This window comes from Roseateles sp. GW821-FHT09H11, assembly GCF_059415845.1.
Genome location: NZ_JBWKOA010000002.1, coordinates 66,999 through 82,308 on the forward strand (window position 1 = coordinate 66,999; position 15,310 = coordinate 82,308).

At 68.8% G+C, this 15,310-nt stretch carries 15 protein-coding genes and 1 tRNA gene; 8 read left to right on the forward strand and 8 right to left on the reverse strand.

Annotated elements, in window-relative coordinates:
• Nucleotides 1-108 precede the first annotated feature (108 nt).
• Nucleotides 109-750: a Smr/MutS family protein gene (locus AC07PR_RS07345; protein ID WP_377153002.1), complete on the reverse strand. Its 642-nt coding sequence runs from the start codon at nucleotides 748-750 to the stop codon at nucleotides 109-111.
• Nucleotides 747-1,469: a RadC family protein gene (gene radC / locus AC07PR_RS07350; RefSeq protein ID WP_495134891.1), complete on the reverse strand. Its 723-nt coding sequence runs from the start codon at nucleotides 1,467-1,469 to the stop codon at nucleotides 747-749. The genes AC07PR_RS07345 and radC overlap by 4 nt, the downstream gene beginning before the upstream one ends.
• 73 nt (nucleotides 1,470-1,542) lie before the next feature.
• On the opposite strand from radC, the gene AC07PR_RS07355 reads away from it, so the two are divergent.
• The 4 genes from AC07PR_RS07355 (at nucleotide 1,543) to AC07PR_RS07370 (ending at nucleotide 4,644) form a co-directional block, all read left to right on the forward strand.
• Nucleotides 1,543-1,989, forward strand: coding sequence for an FKBP-type peptidyl-prolyl cis-trans isomerase (locus AC07PR_RS07355; RefSeq protein ID WP_377153006.1), 447 nt, complete (start codon nucleotides 1,543-1,545; stop codon nucleotides 1,987-1,989).
• Between the two features lie 8 nt (nucleotides 1,990-1,997).
• Nucleotides 1,998-2,969, forward strand: coding sequence for a 4-hydroxy-3-methylbut-2-enyl diphosphate reductase (ispH, locus tag AC07PR_RS07360; RefSeq protein WP_495134892.1), 972 nt, complete (start codon nucleotides 1,998-2,000; stop codon nucleotides 2,967-2,969).
• 144 nt (nucleotides 2,970-3,113) lie between these two features.
• Nucleotides 3,114-4,409 (forward strand): serine--tRNA ligase, encoded by a 1,296-nt coding sequence (gene serS / locus AC07PR_RS07365; protein ID WP_495134893.1) that lies wholly within the window; start codon nucleotides 3,114-3,116, stop codon nucleotides 4,407-4,409.
• A gap of 147 nt (nucleotides 4,410-4,556) precedes the next feature.
• Nucleotides 4,557-4,644 (forward strand) — tRNA-Ser (locus AC07PR_RS07370).
• A 144-nt stretch (nucleotides 4,645-4,788) separates the two neighbouring features.
• Here the strand turns inward: AC07PR_RS07370 and AC07PR_RS07375 are convergent.
• A complete protein-coding gene (locus AC07PR_RS07375; protein ID WP_495134894.1) occupies nucleotides 4,789-5,202 on the reverse strand; it encodes a response regulator transcription factor in 414 nt (137 codons plus the stop codon).
• Nucleotides 5,203-5,489: 287 nt separating this feature from the next.
• Here AC07PR_RS07375 and AC07PR_RS07380 point away from each other — a divergent pair, with 287 nt between their 5' ends.
• From AC07PR_RS07380 to AC07PR_RS07395, 4 genes are all read left to right on the forward strand, one after another.
• Complete coding sequence (locus AC07PR_RS07380) at nucleotides 5,490-6,215, forward strand: substrate-binding periplasmic protein (protein WP_495134895.1); 726 nt, start codon at nucleotides 5,490-5,492, stop codon at nucleotides 6,213-6,215.
• Nucleotides 6,216-6,284: 69 nt separating this feature from the next.
• Nucleotides 6,285-7,682, forward strand: a complete 1,398-nt coding sequence (locus tag AC07PR_RS07385) for an FAD-containing oxidoreductase (RefSeq protein WP_495134896.1) — start codon at nucleotides 6,285-6,287, stop codon at nucleotides 7,680-7,682.
• 124 nt (nucleotides 7,683-7,806) lie between these two features.
• A complete protein-coding gene (locus AC07PR_RS07390; protein WP_495134897.1) occupies nucleotides 7,807-8,634 on the forward strand; it encodes a glycosyltransferase in 828 nt (275 codons plus the stop codon).
• A gap of 139 nt (nucleotides 8,635-8,773) precedes the next feature.
• Entirely contained in the window at nucleotides 8,774-9,193 is a 420-nt protein-coding gene (locus AC07PR_RS07395; RefSeq protein ID WP_377153021.1) for a hypothetical protein, read from the forward strand.
• A gap of 154 nt (nucleotides 9,194-9,347) precedes the next feature.
• On the opposite strand, the gene AC07PR_RS07400 is transcribed toward AC07PR_RS07395, so the two are convergent.
• The 5 genes from AC07PR_RS07400 to AC07PR_RS07420 form a co-directional block, all read right to left on the reverse strand.
• A complete protein-coding gene (locus AC07PR_RS07400) occupies nucleotides 9,348-10,235 on the reverse strand; it encodes a DMT family transporter (protein WP_483107179.1) in 888 nt (295 codons plus the stop codon).
• Nucleotides 10,225-10,590: a hypothetical protein gene (locus AC07PR_RS07405; RefSeq protein WP_483107178.1), complete on the reverse strand. Its 366-nt coding sequence runs from the start codon at nucleotides 10,588-10,590 to the stop codon at nucleotides 10,225-10,227. Before AC07PR_RS07405 ends, AC07PR_RS07400 begins: the two co-directional genes overlap by 11 nt.
• Before the next feature lie 78 nt (nucleotides 10,591-10,668).
• Nucleotides 10,669-12,249, reverse strand: coding sequence for an efflux transporter outer membrane subunit (locus AC07PR_RS07410; RefSeq protein ID WP_483107177.1), 1,581 nt, complete (start codon nucleotides 12,247-12,249; stop codon nucleotides 10,669-10,671).
• Between the two features lie 79 nt (nucleotides 12,250-12,328).
• The gene (locus tag AC07PR_RS07415) at nucleotides 12,329-13,981 is read right to left on the reverse strand and encodes a DHA2 family efflux MFS transporter permease subunit (protein ID WP_483107176.1); all 1,653 of its coding nucleotides are present in this window, start codon (nucleotides 13,979-13,981) and stop codon (nucleotides 12,329-12,331) included.
• Nucleotides 13,978-15,189 (reverse strand): HlyD family secretion protein, encoded by a 1,212-nt coding sequence (locus tag AC07PR_RS07420; protein WP_495134898.1) that lies wholly within the window; start codon nucleotides 15,187-15,189, stop codon nucleotides 13,978-13,980. Before AC07PR_RS07420 ends, AC07PR_RS07415 begins: the two co-directional genes overlap by 4 nt.
• Nucleotides 15,190-15,310 lie beyond the last annotated feature (121 nt).

The following is a 15,310-nucleotide window of genomic DNA, read 5'->3' on the forward strand; positions in this document are numbered from 1 at the left end:
CGGAAAACAACGCGAAGCGGGGGAGGGGAAAGCCCGTGTGGGCGAGGGGCGGGGAGAGCGGCGACGCTCGGTGGTTGCTCCCTCGTGAGGGGGACCCGGCGGGAGGGGTCAGGTCGCGTTCAGCAGGACCATCAACGCGCCGCTGCCGCCATCACTGGCGCGGGCCTGGACGAAGGCCAGGACTTCCTGCTTCTGTACCAGCCAGCGGCGCACGCGCGCCTTCAGCACGGGCTCGCGCCCCGGCGAGCCGTTGCCCTTGCCGTGGACCACGCGCACGCAGCGCAGGCCGCGCCGGGCGCTGTCGTGGATGAAGTGGCCCAGCGCCTCGCGCGCCTGATCGCGGCGCAGGCCGTGCAGGTCGATCTGCGCCTGCAGCGACCAATGGCCGCGTCTGAGCTTGCGCACGGATTCGGCCGAGATCTCCGGTCGGCGGAAGGACAGCGTCTCGTCCGTCTCCAGCAGCGAATCGACGTCGAAATCGTCCGACAGCGCCTGCTTCCAGGCCATCTGCTCGTCGAGTTCGCGCTGGCGGGGTTCCGGCTCAGGTCTGCCGAGGTTCAGGATCACACGGTTGGTGTCGGGCAGCGGCACGACCATGCCGACGGTGCGCTCGAAGATGCGGGCTTCCTCGTCGCGCAGGCGGGCCAGCGCGGCCTCGCGCTCGCGGCGCTCTTCCTCCGCGCGTTGGCGGAGCTTCAGTTCTCGGTGCAGCGTCTGCAGGTCTTGCAGGCTGCGCAGTCGGTCGGTCACAGCAGGCCCAGGTCGGTCATCGAAGCAGGCTGGCCCGCACCGACGATGAAATGGTCCAGGACCTTCACGTCGATCAGCGCCAGCGACTCGATCATCGCGCGGGTCAACTGGACGTCCTGCGGCGACGGATCGGTACGTCCCGAAGGGTGGTTGTGAACCAGGATCACCGCGGCGGCGTCCAGGATCAGCGCGCGTTTCACCACCTCCCGGGGGTATGCAATGGTATGGGAAAGGGTGCCGTGGAACAGCGTCTCCAGGGCGATCAGCCGATGCTGGGTGTCCAGGAACATCACGGCGAAGCATTCGGCGCTCTTGCCGTCGTACTCGAGGCGCAGGTAGTCGCGGACGGCTTCAGCCGATTCGAAGACCGGGCCGTCGCCGAGTGCGTGGCGGAATGAGCGCCGCGTGATCTCCAGCACCGCCAGCAGCATGCTTCGCTTCGATGGCCCCAGCCCCTTGATGCCCGCAAGCGCGTGGGCGGGGTCATTCAGCAGGCACTTGAAACCGCCGCATCGGTCGAGCACGTCGCGCGCGAACGTCAGGACCGGGCGACCGGGCAGGCCTGTACGGAGCACGATGGCCAGCAACTCAGCGTCGGAGAGGGTGGAAGCGCCCTGCGCGAGCAGCTTCTCCCGTGGGCGAGCCTCGGGTGGCAGCGCGGCGATGACCGACGTGACAGAGGGCCTGGGCAAGGCGATCGGGGCGGCGAGAACGGTCATGAGGAGACTCGGAGGAAGGATCGTGGCGCTCCAGCCTAAAATCATGCCTCGATTCCCAAAATCCCCCTGACTAGTGAACCTCGTTCAACCAGGATCCTTCCTGACCCTGCATTACCGGCTGAGCGGGCCGGACGGCCAGGACTTGATCAACACCTTCGCCGACAAGCTGCCGGCCACGCTGACGCTGGGCGCCGGCGAGTTGGCGCCCGCGATCGAGGCGCGCCTGGTCGGCCTGGCCGAGGGTACGCACACCCGCGTCGAGCTGGCGCCGGGCGAGGCCTTCGGCGAGCGCAACCCCGAGCTGCTGCAGCGCGTGAAGCGCGCGCTGATGCGCCAGCTGGGCGATCCGGACGAGGAGTACCACGTCGGCGACGTCGTGCAGTTCCCGACGCCGGATGGCCAGGGCCAGTACGCCGGCGTGGTGCGCGAGCTGGGCGAGGACTGGTTGCTGTTCGACTTCAATCACCCGTTGGCGGGACAGCCCGTCAGCTTCGAGGTGCAGCTGATCGGGGTGCTGTGATGACGGCCATGGACGTGAACATGAAGGACATCGTGCTGGCCGAGCCGCGCGGCTTCTGCGCCGGCGTGGACCGCGCGATCGAGATTGTCGAGCGCGCGCTGAAGAAGTTCGGCGCGCCGATCTACGTGCGGCACGAGATCGTGCACAACACCTACGTCGTCAACGACCTGAAGGCCAAGGGCGCGATCTTCATCGAGGACCTGGCCGAGGTACCGCCCGGCGCGACGCTGGTGTTCTCGGCCCATGGCGTCAGCCAGGCGGTGCGCAAGGAGGCCCAGGAGCGCGGCTTCCAGGTCTTCGACGCGACCTGCCCGCTGGTGACCAAGGTCCACGTCGAGGTCGCCAAGCTGCACCGCGAAGGCTATGAATTCATCATGATCGGCCACAAGGGGCATCCTGAGGTCGAGGGCACGATGGGCCAGCTCAGCGACGGGATCTACCTCGTCGAGGAAGCGTCGGATGTGCCGCACGTGCGGGTCAAGGATCCGAGCCGGTTGGCCGTGGTCACGCAGACCACGCTGAGCGTCGACGACGCGGCCGAGATCCTGCGCGCCGTGAAGAAGCACTTCCCCGAGGTCCGCGAGCCGAAGAAGCAGGACATCTGCTACGCCACGCAGAACCGCCAGGACGCCGTGAAGGTGATGGCGCCGCAGGTCGACGTGGTGGTGGTGGTCGGCAGCCCGACCAGCTCCAACAGCAACCGCCTGCGCGAGCTGGCGGAGCGCCTGGGCACGCCGGCCTACATGGTCGACGCGGCCGAGGACGTCCAGGCCGAGTGGCTGGAAGGTCGCTCGAAGGTGGGCCTCACGGCGGGGGCTTCCGCGCCGGACGTGCTGGTGCAGGCCGTGATCTCGCGCCTGCGCGAGCTGGGCGCGACGACGGTCCGCACGCTGCCGGGCGTCGAGGAGCATGTGCGCTTCCCCCTTCCGATGGGACTGGGCGACAAGTCGATGGCCGAGGTCACCAGCGGCCGATCTTGATCGTCGCGGCTCCCCTCTTCGGAGGGCGGCCCGCCGAGCTCCCGATGAGCTCCGGTTGAGTTCACGCTGCTCGACATCCCCCATGCCATCGCCGACGCCCCTCCGAAGAGGGCCGCCGTCGGCGCAGAACACGAAAGACACACCATGCTGGACATCACCCTGCTGCGCAAGGATCTGGACGCCGTCATCGAGCGCCTCCAACAGCGCAAGAACCCCCAACCGTTCCTGGACGTCGAGCGTTTCAAGACGCTGGAGACCGACCGCAAGCAGGTGCAGATCCGCACCGAGGAGCTGCAGGCCAAGCGCAACCAGCTGTCCAAGCAGGTCGGCATGCTGAAAGGCAAGGGCGAGGACGCCAGCGCCGTGATGGCCGAGGTCGCCGGCATCGCCGACGAACTGAAGGCCGGCGCCGAGAAGCTGGACCTGATCCAGCATGAACTCAACACGATGCTGATGAGCGTCCCCAACCTGCCCGACGCCAGCGTGCCGGCCGGTGCTGACGAGACCGGCAACGTCGAGGTGCGCCGCTGGGGCCAGCCCCGCGAGTTCGACTTCGCCGTCAAGGACCATGTCGACCTCGGCGCTCCGCTGGGCCTGGACTTCGAACTCGGCGCCAAGCTGTCGGGCTCGCGCTTCGCCTTCCTGAAGGGCCCGGTGGCGCGCCTGCACCGTGCGCTCGCGCAGTTCATGCTCGACATGCAGACGCAGGAGCACGGCTACACCGAGTGCTACACGCCCTACATCGTCAACCGCGAGATCCTCGAAGGCACGGGCCAACTGCCCAAGTTCAAGGAAGACATGTTCTGGGTCCTGCGCGGCGGTGACGACGAACAGAGCGAGCAGTACCTGATCTCGACCTCGGAGATCTCGCTGACCAACTCGGTCCGTGAGAGCGTCCTCTCGGTCGATGAACTGCCGGTGAAGCTGACGGCGCACAGCCCGTGCTTCCGCTCGGAGGCTGGATCGGCCGGTCGCGACACGCGCGGCATGATCCGGCAGCACCAGTTCGACAAGGTCGAGATGGTCCGCATCGAGCAGCCCGAGCACAGCATGGCCGCGTTGGAAGAGATGACCGGCCACGCCGAAGCCGTGCTGCAGAAGCTCGGCCTGCCGTACCGCACCGTGCTGCTGTGCGCGGGCGACATGGGCTTCGGCTCGGTCAAGACCTATGACCTGGAGGTGTGGCTGCCGGCGCAGAACACCTACCGCGAGATCAGCTCGTGCTCGAACATGGGTGCGTTCCAGGCCCGTCGCATGCAGGCGCGTTTCAAGACCGCGCAGGGCAAGAACGAGCTGGTGCACACGCTGAACGGCTCGGGTCTGGCGGTGGGCCGCACGTTGGTCGCGGTGCTGGAGAACTACCAGCAGGCCGACGGCAGCATCACGGTGCCGGAAGCGCTGCGTCCTTACCTCGGCGGCAAGGACGTGCTGAAGGCCTGAGCTGGCTGGTAGGGCGGGGAGAGCGGCCGCTGAAGCGGCCGCCGACGCGTCTTTCGCACAAACTCACGCGAGTTCTTGCCAAGGCCTCAAAAACCTCGCTATACTCTTAGGCTTAGTCGCTAACAACCACAGCGATCACCGAATTCCGGAGAGGTGGCAGAGTGGTTGAATGTACCTGACTCGAAATCAGGCGGACGGAAACGTCTCGGGGGTTCGAATCCCCCCCTCTCCTCCAAAACAGCTTGTTGAATCAAGCACTTAGAAAACCCGCCCAGAGCGGGTTTTCTTTTGTCCGCGTGAATTGATTGGAGTTTCCACAACTCCGCGGCGTAACTCGCCGGCACCGATTCCCGAATCGCCAGCGAGGGCGATGGCGGCCTCAGCGCATATGCAGCGAACTCAAGCTCATGGGCCGGCTCGCCGCCAGTCGTGGGGCCTCGGCCAGCACGTTCAGGTCAGCCAGGAACTGCTCGAAGTCGCGGCCCTTGTCATAGAAGGCGTTGGCGCCGCTTTGCACGCACAGCGGTCCATAGATCTCCGACTCGCGGTTGCTGAGGACCAGGATGGTCCCGCCGAAGCCGGCCAGGCGCAGTTTGCGCAGCACCTCCAGCCCGGAGCCCGAGGCCAGCGCCAGGTCCAGCACCACGACATGCGGGCGCGTCAGTCCGACGGTGCACAGCGCCTCCGCCTCGGTGGCGGCAAGGCCGACGACCGACAGGAAGGGCTGTTCCTTCAGTGTCGCCAACAGATGCTTGCGGACCAGCGGGGAGTCTTCGACAAGAACGACTTTCATGTATCAATTTTGCGCTTTTAAAATTGACAGAACCATGTGGAAAACCGAACGGTTGCGCTACCACGTGACATTCTCTGGACGTCGTCGATGACAAGCCCCCATCCGGGGGCGTCGCCGAAGGAGGTGCCGTCCCTGCCTTGTGGCTCCGGGGAGCCAGGCGCACACTGGACCGAACCCCCACCGCGATGGCTCGCAACGAGGCAATGAATCCATCCGGCCCGTCCGCCGATCGAGGGCCCCGCCGTCGCTCCGTCGTGGGCGGCCTGGCGCTCTCCTGGGGGGCCTCCGTGTGGGGAAGTCCCCGACCCCGCGTGCTGCGCGCGCTGGTGGAATCCTGGCCGCCTTATCTCGTGCCCGGCACCGACGGGAGCGTGCGCGGCCTCGATGCGGAGCTGCTGCAGGCGATCTGCACGCAGGCGGGTTACGAGCTGAACTGGATCCGCGGCTCGGCGCAATGGCGCAAGCGGCGCTTCCGCGAGTTGCTGAACGACCAGTTCGACGTGATCTTCTCGGCGACGCCGGTGCCCGGTCGGGGCCGGATCGTCATGTACAGCCGAACCTATCGGAACGAGGCCTTCATGGTCGCGGCGGCGGACCGCCGCGATCCCCGGCTCGATGGGCTGAAGGGCTTCGAGCAGGTGCTCCAGCGTCGCATCCCGTTGCTGCACGTGGACGCGCTCGGCCTCGGTGCCGACTTCGAGGAATGGCGCAAGCGCCTCTCCGACGCAGGCCTCCTGCTCCCTTACCAGACCACGCGCCAGGGCGTCGACATGCTGCAGCTCGGACGCGCGTCGTTGATCCTCGGCGACGACCTGGACGTCCATGCGCAGGCGCGCGCCTCGGGCGTGCGCCTGCTGCGGCAGCCTTTCGGGCACAGCGTGCAGCCCGTGTGCCTGATGCTGAGCCGCCGTCGGCTCGACGAGCGCGACCTGGCGCGCATGGACCAGGCGATCCAGGTGTTGGAGCAGCGGGGCGCACTCGCCGCGATCCGGCGGCGCCACGGCGCGACCTGAGCGGGATGACACCGCATCGCCGCCTGACGATGGCAGACTCGGCGACGACCCCTTTCCTGGAGCGTTGCCGTGAGTGAATCCCTTGAGTCCCCCGAGGCCTTCGATGCCATCGTCATCGGCGCCGGCCAGGCCGGCCCCGCGCTGGCTGAGCGCATGTCGCAGGCCGGCTGGCGCGTTGCTGTCATCGAGCGCTCGCGCGTCGGCGGCACCTGCGTCAACACCGGCTGCATCCCGACCAAGGCAATGGTCGCCAGCGCCCATGCCGCCTGGGTCGTGCGCGAAGCCGCGCGCTGGGGCGTGCGGGCGCCGGCGCAGTCCGGCGTCGATCTGCCCGCCGTCATCGCGCGCAAGGAGCGGATCTCCGGCCAGTCGCGCCAGAACGTCGAGCAATGGTTGCGCGGCATGGACAAGGTCGAGCTCGTCATGGGCCACGCGCGCTTCGAGGATCCGCACACCGTCAGCGTCGACGGACGGCGCCTGCGTGCGGACCGCTTCTTCATCAACGTCGGCGGCCGCCCCGCGCAGCCGGGCGTCGAGGGCCTGGACTCGGTGCCCTGGCTGACCAACGCGTCGATCATGAAACTCGACGAACTGCCCAGGCACCTGGTCGTCGTGGGCGGCAGCTACATCGGACTGGAGTTCGCGCAGATGTTCCGGCGCTTCGGATCCGAGGTGACCGTCGTGCAGCGCGGCCCGCGGCTGGTGCCGCGCGAGGATGCCGATGTCTCCGAGGCCTTGCGCGGCATCCTTGAACGCGAAGGCCTGACCATCCGCACCGGCGCCGAATGCGTGAAGCTGGCGCCGGCCGAGGAGGGCGTCGCCGTGCGGGTGAACTGCCAGACCGGCGAGCCCGAGGTCCGCGGCAGCCACGTGCTGATCGCCACGGGCCGCAAGCCCAACACGGACGACCTGGGCCTGGACCGCGCTGGCGTGCGCGTGGACGAGCGCGGCAACATCGTCGTGGACGACCAACTGCGCAGCAGCGTGCCGCACATCTGGGCGCTCGGCGATTGCAACGGCCGCGGCGCGTTCACGCACACGTCCTGGAACGACTTCGAAGTCACCGCGGCGAACCTCTTCGACGGCGCGGCGCGCGGCGTCGGCGATCGCGTCGTGACCTACGCGCTGTACACCGATCCGCCATTGGCGCGCATCGGTCTGGGCGAGCAGGAAGTGCGAGCCAGCGGCCGTCCCGCGCTGATCGGAACGCGGCCGATGGCGCGCGTCGGCCGTGCGATCGAGAAGGGCGAGACCGAGGGCTTCATCAAGATCCTCGTCGATGCCGAATCGAAGGCGATCCTCGGCGCCATGGTGCTCGGCGTCGACGGCGACGAAGCGGTGCAATCGCTGCTCGACGTCATCGCGTCGAAGCAGCCGTACACCGACGTCACCGCCGGCGGTGTGCGCATCCATCCGACGGTGAGCGAACTTCTGCCCACGGTGCTGCAGTCGTTGAAGCCGCTGTGAGTCACTGTGAGTCGCCGCTGATGCGCTGTTGATCGGTGGTCGATGGGCTGCGAGGACGGAGCCCCGTCGGGTATGGGCCTTGCCATGCGTGCTCACCGCATGGTGCGGCTTCAAGAGGCTCGCGATGGACCGTCCTGCACAACGACGCCCCGGCATCACGCCGACGCTCTCCGCCGTGACGACGGCGAACCCCGCGCCGTCGCTGCATGTCGTCGAGATCATCGGTGCCGTCCCCCCAGACGAAGCGGCGGACGATGACGCTTCGCTCGCCTCGGCGTCGGACCGAGTCGGCGCCACGCAACTGGTGGCGCGGCTCGTGGAGCGGCTGGGCAGCAGCGGCAACGTCCGCTTCACCGTCGTGTGCCCGGCGGACGGGCCGTACGCGGAACGGCTGCGCGGACTGGGTGCGGACATCGTGATCGTCGCCATGCCCGATGACCCCCCGTGGCACGCGATCCAGGTCCTCATCGGGCTGATCCGCAACAAGCAGGCGGCGGTGCTTCATGCGCATCTGCCGAACGCGCATCGCCTCGCCGGCCTGGCCGGAGGCATCACGCGCACGCCGGTACTCGCCACGGTGCAGGGCGTTCAGCTGGACATGCCCGATCTGGAAGTGCATCGCCTGATCGCGAGCCAGCTCAGCGTGGTCACCGAGGCGAGCTACTTCCACGCGCTGGGGCTGGGTCTCTCGCCGGACCGCATCAGCCTCGACCCCTTCGACGCGCAGGCCGACGACGAGACGGCGCAGAACAGCCTTGATGCGATCGGGCAGCGGCTGCGATCGCTCGCGGCACCGGCGGAGTCGCGTGGCGCCGCGCAGGCCCGCGCGCTCGTTCAACCGCTGGCGCAGGACGTCGTTGCTCCGGTCACCGCCGGTGCGCCGGTCGCGATCCGCGCGGTGCTCGATGAACTCGAGCCTTCACCCGCGCAGACCGCGACGTTCAAGGGGTGATCGGCAAGCGGCGCGGGCATCGGGATTGCCAGTCTTCTCTTGCAAGGGTGCTGTGATGGTTCGAGATGCGATACGACGCCATCCGGACCACGCGGGGCCCCCGGCAAGACCTCAATCCACAGCTTCCAGGAGATCCACCATGAACCCCCGTTCCAAGATCACCACCGTGGCAATGGCGATTGCGCTGGCTTCCGGCGTCGGCTTCCTTCACGCCCAGAGCGGCGGCCAGGGCGGCAGCTCCGGCTCCGTCGGCGCGCGCGACCAGACCAATGATCCGCTGTCCAACAACAACAACCAGGGCAAGGCGCCGCCCGCCACCCCGGCGGCCAATCCGAGCACGGGCCAGCCCGCGACCGCCACTGACATGCAGAACAGCCAGCCGGCCACCAGCAGCCAGAACAACGGCAACAACACCACGACCGAGCAGCGTCAGGACCCCAACGTCCGCACGCAGACGGACCCGATGCCGATGAGCGCGCCGAGCGCCGGTACCTCCTCGACGGACATGTCGACGACGAACACCGACAGCACGCTGCCGGCCCGCGCCGACCGCAACTGATCCCGCTGTCATCACCGCGCGAGGCGGCCCGAGGGGCCGCCTTTTTCATGGGCGCGGCGGTCGTTGCGCGACCCCGCCGTGTGTTCGACGGCAGCGAGATTGCCGCGCTGCCTTGCCAGCGCCTTGAACGCTGCCTGAAGCTGCTTGAACGCTTTCAGCGCGCCCGGCGCGCGAGCCACACGCCGATCGCGACCAGTGCCATGCCGGCCATGGCGAGTCCGGTCAGCGTCTCCCCGAACAGCGCCCAGGCGATCAATGCGGTCGTCGGCGGGGTCAGGTAGAAGAGACTGGCGACATTGACCGCGCTGCCGCGACGGATCAGCACGTTCAGCAGACTGACCGCGCCCAGCGACAACACCAGCACCAGCCAAGCCATCGCGAACACGAACTGGCCGGTCCAGTGCACTTCCATCGTTTCGGTTGCCGCCGCGAGCGCGCCGGTGACGAGCAGGCTGGGCACGAATTGGATGATCGAGCCGGTGCGCAGGTCGAAGGACGGACAGAACTTCTTCTGGTAGAGCGTGCCGGCGGTAATGCCGATCAAGGCGATCACGGCCGGCAACAGCATCGTCAGCAGCGCGTTGCCGGGCACCGCCGCGATCTTCTGCGCGACGACGAGTCCGACGCCGAGGAAGCCCAGCGCCAGACCCAGCCATTGCATCCGGTCGATGCGTTCGCCGAGGAACGCCCGCGCGCCGAGTGCCGTGACCAACGGCTGCAGGCCGACGACCAGGGCGGTGATGCCCGCCGGCAGTCCATGCGCGATCGCGGTGAACACGCCGCCCAGATAGACGCCATGCACCAGCAGGCCGGTCACCGCGATGTGCCCGCACGCGGCCATCGAGCGCGGCCAGGGCGCGCGCAGCACCAGCACCACGGGCAGCATCAGCGCGATGACGGCGGCATAACGCCACGCGAGGAAGGTCAGCGGCTCCGCGTCCGGCAGGCCGAACTTCGCGCCGATGAAGCCGGTGCTCCAGACGGCGACGAAGAGCAGCGGCAGCAGGCCGCCGGCCGAATGACGGGCCGGGTCAGCCGGCATCCAGTTCAACCTGATCGAGGTTGCAGATCGCGCCGTTGCCGCCTGGTTGCTGATACGAGACACGGTGGATCCGCTTTCCGGCCAGATGCGCCGCGAGCAGCGTCGCGTAGAGCCCCTTCTTCTCTGCGGAGATGTAGGCGACGTCGTACATGCACTGCTGGCCGAATGGCTCCTTGAAGTTCACGTAATACCCGGTCCCTTGTGCCGCCAGGAGTTTGATGTTCTTGAAGTTCTCCGTGAAAGTCGGAACCGACTGAGCCGCCAGGGGCGGTGTGGCGCCAAGGATGGCGGTGATGGCCACGGCCAAGGCGGCCATCCTGGTAAGACGCTTGCGAGCGTCGCTGCGGGTCTGCATGGTGATCTCCCTCAATGAAGCGGGCGATTCTCGCAAATCGGCACGCCGCGCAACCAGGCATGCGCCGCGCTTGCGGAACTACTGCACCTGGCCTCGGGTCAGCGTCGGAGCGAGCCGGGCCGTCGTCTGAGACGAAGGGACCGGTTGAGTGTCGGGCGCGGCCATGACCGGCGCGTCCCAGCCGCCGCCGAACGCGCGGAACGCGGACACGGCCGCGCGGGCGTGGTTCGCGTCCAGCTGCGCGAGCTGGTCGCGCGCGGCGAGCAGCAGGCGATCTTCCTGCAGCACTTCGATCAGGCTGGCGGCGCCGCCCTTGTAGGCGTCCTCGGCCGCGTCGCGCGCGACCTGGTGCGCGCGGACCTCCTGCGCGAGGTCGCCGCGTTGCTGCTCGAGCTCCGAGAGCTTGACGATGGCGTTCTCGACATCCTCGGTCGCGCGCAGCATGCGCTGGCGCACCTGCGCGAGCGCTTCGGCCCGTGCGCCGCGTGCCTGCGCGACCTCGGCGTCGACGCGGCCGAAGTCGAACAACCGCCAGTGCAATCCGAGCAGGGCCTGCGGCTGGAAGGCCTCCGAGCTGAACAGTCCACCATGCAGGCTCGACGCGCCGAGCACGCCGCCCAGCGTCAGGCGAGGGTAGTACTCGGCCGTCGCCACGCCGATGCGGGCCTGGCTGGCGTCGAGCTGGCGCTCGGCGGCGATGACGTCGGGACGACGGCGCATCAACGTCGCGGGCGTGAGATCGCCCGGCAGCGACGGCACGCGATACGTCGAGGACAGCGAGGACGTCGAGGGCCGCGAAAGCGTCTGCGAGGTCGACATCAGCTTCGCCGCATAGGTGCCGGCCTGCTCGCCCATCAGCACGTCCAGGCGATGCTGCTGCTGCGCGAGCTCTGTCCGCAATGGCGGCAGCGTGCCGCGCGCCTGCAGTTGCAGCGCCTGCGCCTCGGCGACTTCGCGCTGCGCGGCGAGCCCACCCTTGAAGCGATCCTGGATCAGTTGCAGCAATTGCGACTGCGTGCGCAGATGGGCCTCGGCGACCTCGATGCGGGCTTGCGCGCCGCGCACGCGGAAGTAGGCGTCGGCGGCTTCCGCGGCGACGGTCACGCGGGCACCCAGCCGCGCAGCCTCGGCGGCCTGCCATTCCGCGACGGCCGCGGCCTCACCCTGGCGCAGGCCGCCGGCGAGGTCCGCTTCCCAGCTCGCGCCGACGCCCAGCGTCTGCAGGGTCTGATTGCGGTCGTAGCCGGGAAAGCCGTGCGCGAGCGAGCCTTCAGGGCTCTTCAGCGACTGGCGCTGGCTCAGCAACTGTCCCTGGACAGCGCCCTGAGGCAGCCGCAGCGCGCCGGCGCCTTGCGCCGCGGCGCGCGCCTGCTCGACCCGCGCCAGCGCGATGGCGAGGTCCAGGTTCTGATCCAGCGCGCGCTGCACGATGGCCGTCAACGCGGGATCGTCGAAGTCCTGCCACCAGGTGCCGAGCGTGGCCGACGCGGCGCCGTTCTGATGCTGTGCGATCAGGGCCTGACCGGCGAAGCGATCGTCGAGCGCGCGGGGGCGCTCCCCGGCGCCCGGCATCTGGGCGCAGGCGACGAGGAAGGCCGCGAGCGCGAGCGGCGCGAGCCGGGCCAGCGGGCGGAGGGAGGCGGAATGCAGGAGCGTCATGGCGGGTCTCCTAGGGAATCGAAGGGTTCGGAGCGAGTGAGGGCGGTGGGTCGTCGGCATCAGCGCGGATCGCTGCGCATCAATGCGCATCGGCGGAGGGCGCGGCCGGCGGCGCGATCTTGCGCAGCATCGGCACGAACACCAGCGCGACGACGAAGCAGCCCATCACGATGAGGAAGGCGTCGGCGAAGGTCATCGTCAGCGCCTCGCGGTAGGTCAGCGACCAGAGCTGGCGCAGCGCGGCGGTGGCCGCATCGCTCGACGGCATCGAGGCCGACAGCGACGAGCCCACCGAGGCCAGCAACTGCGTCATCGACTCGTTGCTAGTGTTCAGGTGCTCGGCCAGACGCTGGAAGTGCAGGTTGGTGCGGTCGTTGAGGATGGTCGCGCAGGCCGCGATGCCGATGGCGCCGCCGAGGTTGCGCATCAGGTTGAACAGCCCCGACGCCAGCTTGAGCCGCGACGGCGGCAGCGCCCCGAGCGCCAGCGTCACCACCGGCGGCACGCAGAGCTGCTGGCCCATGCCGCGCAGCGCCTGCGGCAGCAGCAGCTGGGACGAGCCCCAGTCATGCGTGATCGGCGCGAACTCCCACATCGAGATCGCGAAGAGCGAGAGCCCGGCGAAGAGGATCCAGCGCAGGTCGAAGCGGCTGGCGAGGAAGGCGTAGAGCGGGATCGACATCACCTGGAACACGCCGGTCGAGAACACGGCCAGGCCGATGTCGAGCGCGCCGTAGCCGCGCACGCGGCCGAGGAACAGCGGCGTCAGGTAGATGGTCGCGAAGATGCCGATGCCGGTGATGAAGGAGAACAGGCTGCCCAGCGCGAAGTTGCGGTCCTTGAGCGCGCGCAGGTCGACGATGGGATGGGGATGCGTCAGGCTGCGGGCGATGAAGGCGACGCCCGTCACGCCGGCGATCCACGCGGTGGCGACGATGGTCGAGTCGCTGAACCAGTTCCAGCGCGGCCCTTCCTCAAGCGTGTATTCCAGGCAGCCCAGGAACACCGCGAGCAGCACCATCGACAGGTAGTCGGCGCCCTTCATCATGGCGAGGTTGGGCTTGTCGACGCGCACCATCAGCGGCACGACGACGGTGACGACCAGGCCCGGCAGCAGGTTGATGTAGAAGAGCCACTGCCACGACAGGACGTCGGTGATGTAGCCGCCGACGACGGGACCGAGCGTCGGCGCGAGCGAGGCGATCGCGCCGATGGTGGAGGCGGCGATCACGCGCTGCTTGCCGCTGAAATACAGGAAGGCCGTGGTGAAGACCATCGGGATCATCGAGCCGCCGAGGAAGCCCTGCAGCGCGCGGAAGGCGATCATGCTCTGAATGTTCCAGGCCAGGCCGCACAGCAGGCTGGCGATCGTGAAGCCTAGTGCCGAGGCGGCGAAGAGCCAGCGCGTGGACATCACGCTGGCGAGCCAGCCCGATAGCGGGATCACGATGATCTCGGCGATCAGGTAGCTGGTCTGCACCCAGGTGGTGTCGTCCGCGCCGGCCGAGAGACCGCCGCCGATGTCGCGCAGCGAGGCCGACACGATCTGGATGTCCAGCAGCGCGATGAACATGCCGACGCACATCGTCGCGAAGGCCAGCACCTTGTCGCGCGTCGTCAACTGGTCGATGGGGATGACGATGTCGGACCAGAAGGGCGGGCGCTTGCGCGAGGGGGCCGCCGTGTCCGCGGGCGCCCCGGCGCCCGGCGTGGCGGGGAGGGCGGTGCTCATTGCACGCTCGCCGTGGCCGTGGCCGTGGCCGTGGTCGCCTTGGCGGCGCTCGCGGTGGGGGCCGCGCTGGCGTTCTTGGTGCCTGCGCCGGCGTGGTTGGTGTCGATCTCGACGACGACGGACAGCCCGGGGCGCAGGCGGCCGAGGCGATCGTCGGCGGGATCGAGCTGGATGCGCACCGGCACGCGCTGGACGATCTTCGTGAAGTTGCCGGTGGCGTTCTCGGCGGGCAGCACGCTGAACTGCGAGCCGGTCGCCGGTGCGAGGCTGCCGAGCGTGCCATGCAGCACGACGCCGGGCCAGGCGTCCGCGCGGATGTTCACCGGCTGGCCGGTGGTCATGCGCGCGAGCTGGTCTTCCTTGAAGTTCGCGTCGACCCACAGGCCTTGTGCGGGGACCACCGACAGCAGCGGCGTGCCGACGCCAACGTAGGTGCCGAGCCGCGCCTTGCGGTTGCCGATGTAGCCGTCGCGCGGCGCGCGCAGCTCGGTGTAGCCGAGGTTGAGCTGGGCGATGTCGCGTTCGGCCTTGGCCTGGTCGAGCGCGGCCTGCGCCTGGCGTTTCTGCGTGGCGATCACGTCGAGCTGGCGCTCGGCCGCCTGCTGCTCGGCGCGGGCGCGGGCGGAGCCGGCCTGCGCGGTCTTGAAGTTCGCCTCGGCGCGTTGGCTGCTTTCGACCGACACGGCCGCGCGACCGACCAGGTCCTTGTAGCGCGCGAAGTCGTCGCGGGCGCGCTGTTCCTCGGCCGAGGCGGCGTCGATGCCGGCGCGGGCCTTCGCGATCACGGCCTGCTGCAGCGCGGCGGCCGCGCCCAGGTTGGCGATCGCGGCGTCCTGCGCCTCGACCGCGCCGATGGCGCGCTGCAGCGCGGCCTGGTAGTCGCGGCTGTCGATGCGGGCGAGCAGGTCGCCGGCGTGGACGAACTGGTTGTCGGTGACCGGCAGTTCGGTGATGTAGCCGGTGACCTTCGCGCCGATCACGGTCACGTCGCCGCCGACATAGGCGTCATCCGTCTCTTCATGGAAGCGGCCCACCGTCCACCAGTGCGCGCCGTACGCGCCGGCCCCGAGCACGACGGCGGTCAGCACCGCCCATTTCAGCGAGGCGCGGCCGAGGGACCTGCGCGGCGTGGCGTCGGGCGCGACCGTCGCGGGGGTTGCCGCGGCTGTCGTGGCTGCGGGGGAGACGGAAGGCGTTGAAGCGGTCATGGAAGGACTCCGGCGTCGAGGGCCCGCCGGGCGGCGAGCGATGGAGCGGACTATAGGAACGTCACTTTCATCATGGAAGTCACTTGGCGCGGAATGCACTGTTGCGGATTCGTCAACTAAC

Coding starts and splice junctions, on each gene's coding strand:
- radC (WP_495134891.1), bottom strand. CDS start 1,469: ATGACCGTTCTCGCCGCCCCGATCGCCTTGCCCAGGCCCTCTGTCACG.
- ispH (WP_495134892.1), top strand. CDS start 1,998: ATGGACGTGAACATGAAGGACATCGTGCTGGCCGAGCCGCGCGGCTTC.
- serS (WP_495134893.1), top strand. CDS start 3,114: ATGCTGGACATCACCCTGCTGCGCAAGGATCTGGACGCCGTCATCGAG.
- AC07PR_RS07375 (WP_495134894.1), bottom strand. CDS start 5,202: ATGAAAGTCGTTCTTGTCGAAGACTCCCCGCTGGTCCGCAAGCATCTG.
- AC07PR_RS07390 (WP_495134897.1), top strand. CDS start 7,807: ATGGACCGTCCTGCACAACGACGCCCCGGCATCACGCCGACGCTCTCC.
- AC07PR_RS07395 (WP_377153021.1), top strand. CDS start 8,774: ATGAACCCCCGTTCCAAGATCACCACCGTGGCAATGGCGATTGCGCTG.
- AC07PR_RS07400 (WP_483107179.1), bottom strand. CDS start 10,235: ATGCCGGCTGACCCGGCCCGTCATTCGGCCGGCGGCCTGCTGCCGCTG.
- AC07PR_RS07405 (WP_483107178.1), bottom strand. CDS start 10,590: ATGCAGACCCGCAGCGACGCTCGCAAGCGTCTTACCAGGATGGCCGCC.
- AC07PR_RS07410 (WP_483107177.1), bottom strand. CDS start 12,249: ATGACGCTCCTGCATTCCGCCTCCCTCCGCCCGCTGGCCCGGCTCGCG.
- AC07PR_RS07415 (WP_483107176.1), bottom strand. CDS start 13,981: ATGAGCACCGCCCTCCCCGCCACGCCGGGCGCCGGGGCGCCCGCGGAC.
- AC07PR_RS07420 (WP_495134898.1), bottom strand. CDS start 15,189: ATGACCGCTTCAACGCCTTCCGTCTCCCCCGCAGCCACGACAGCCGCG.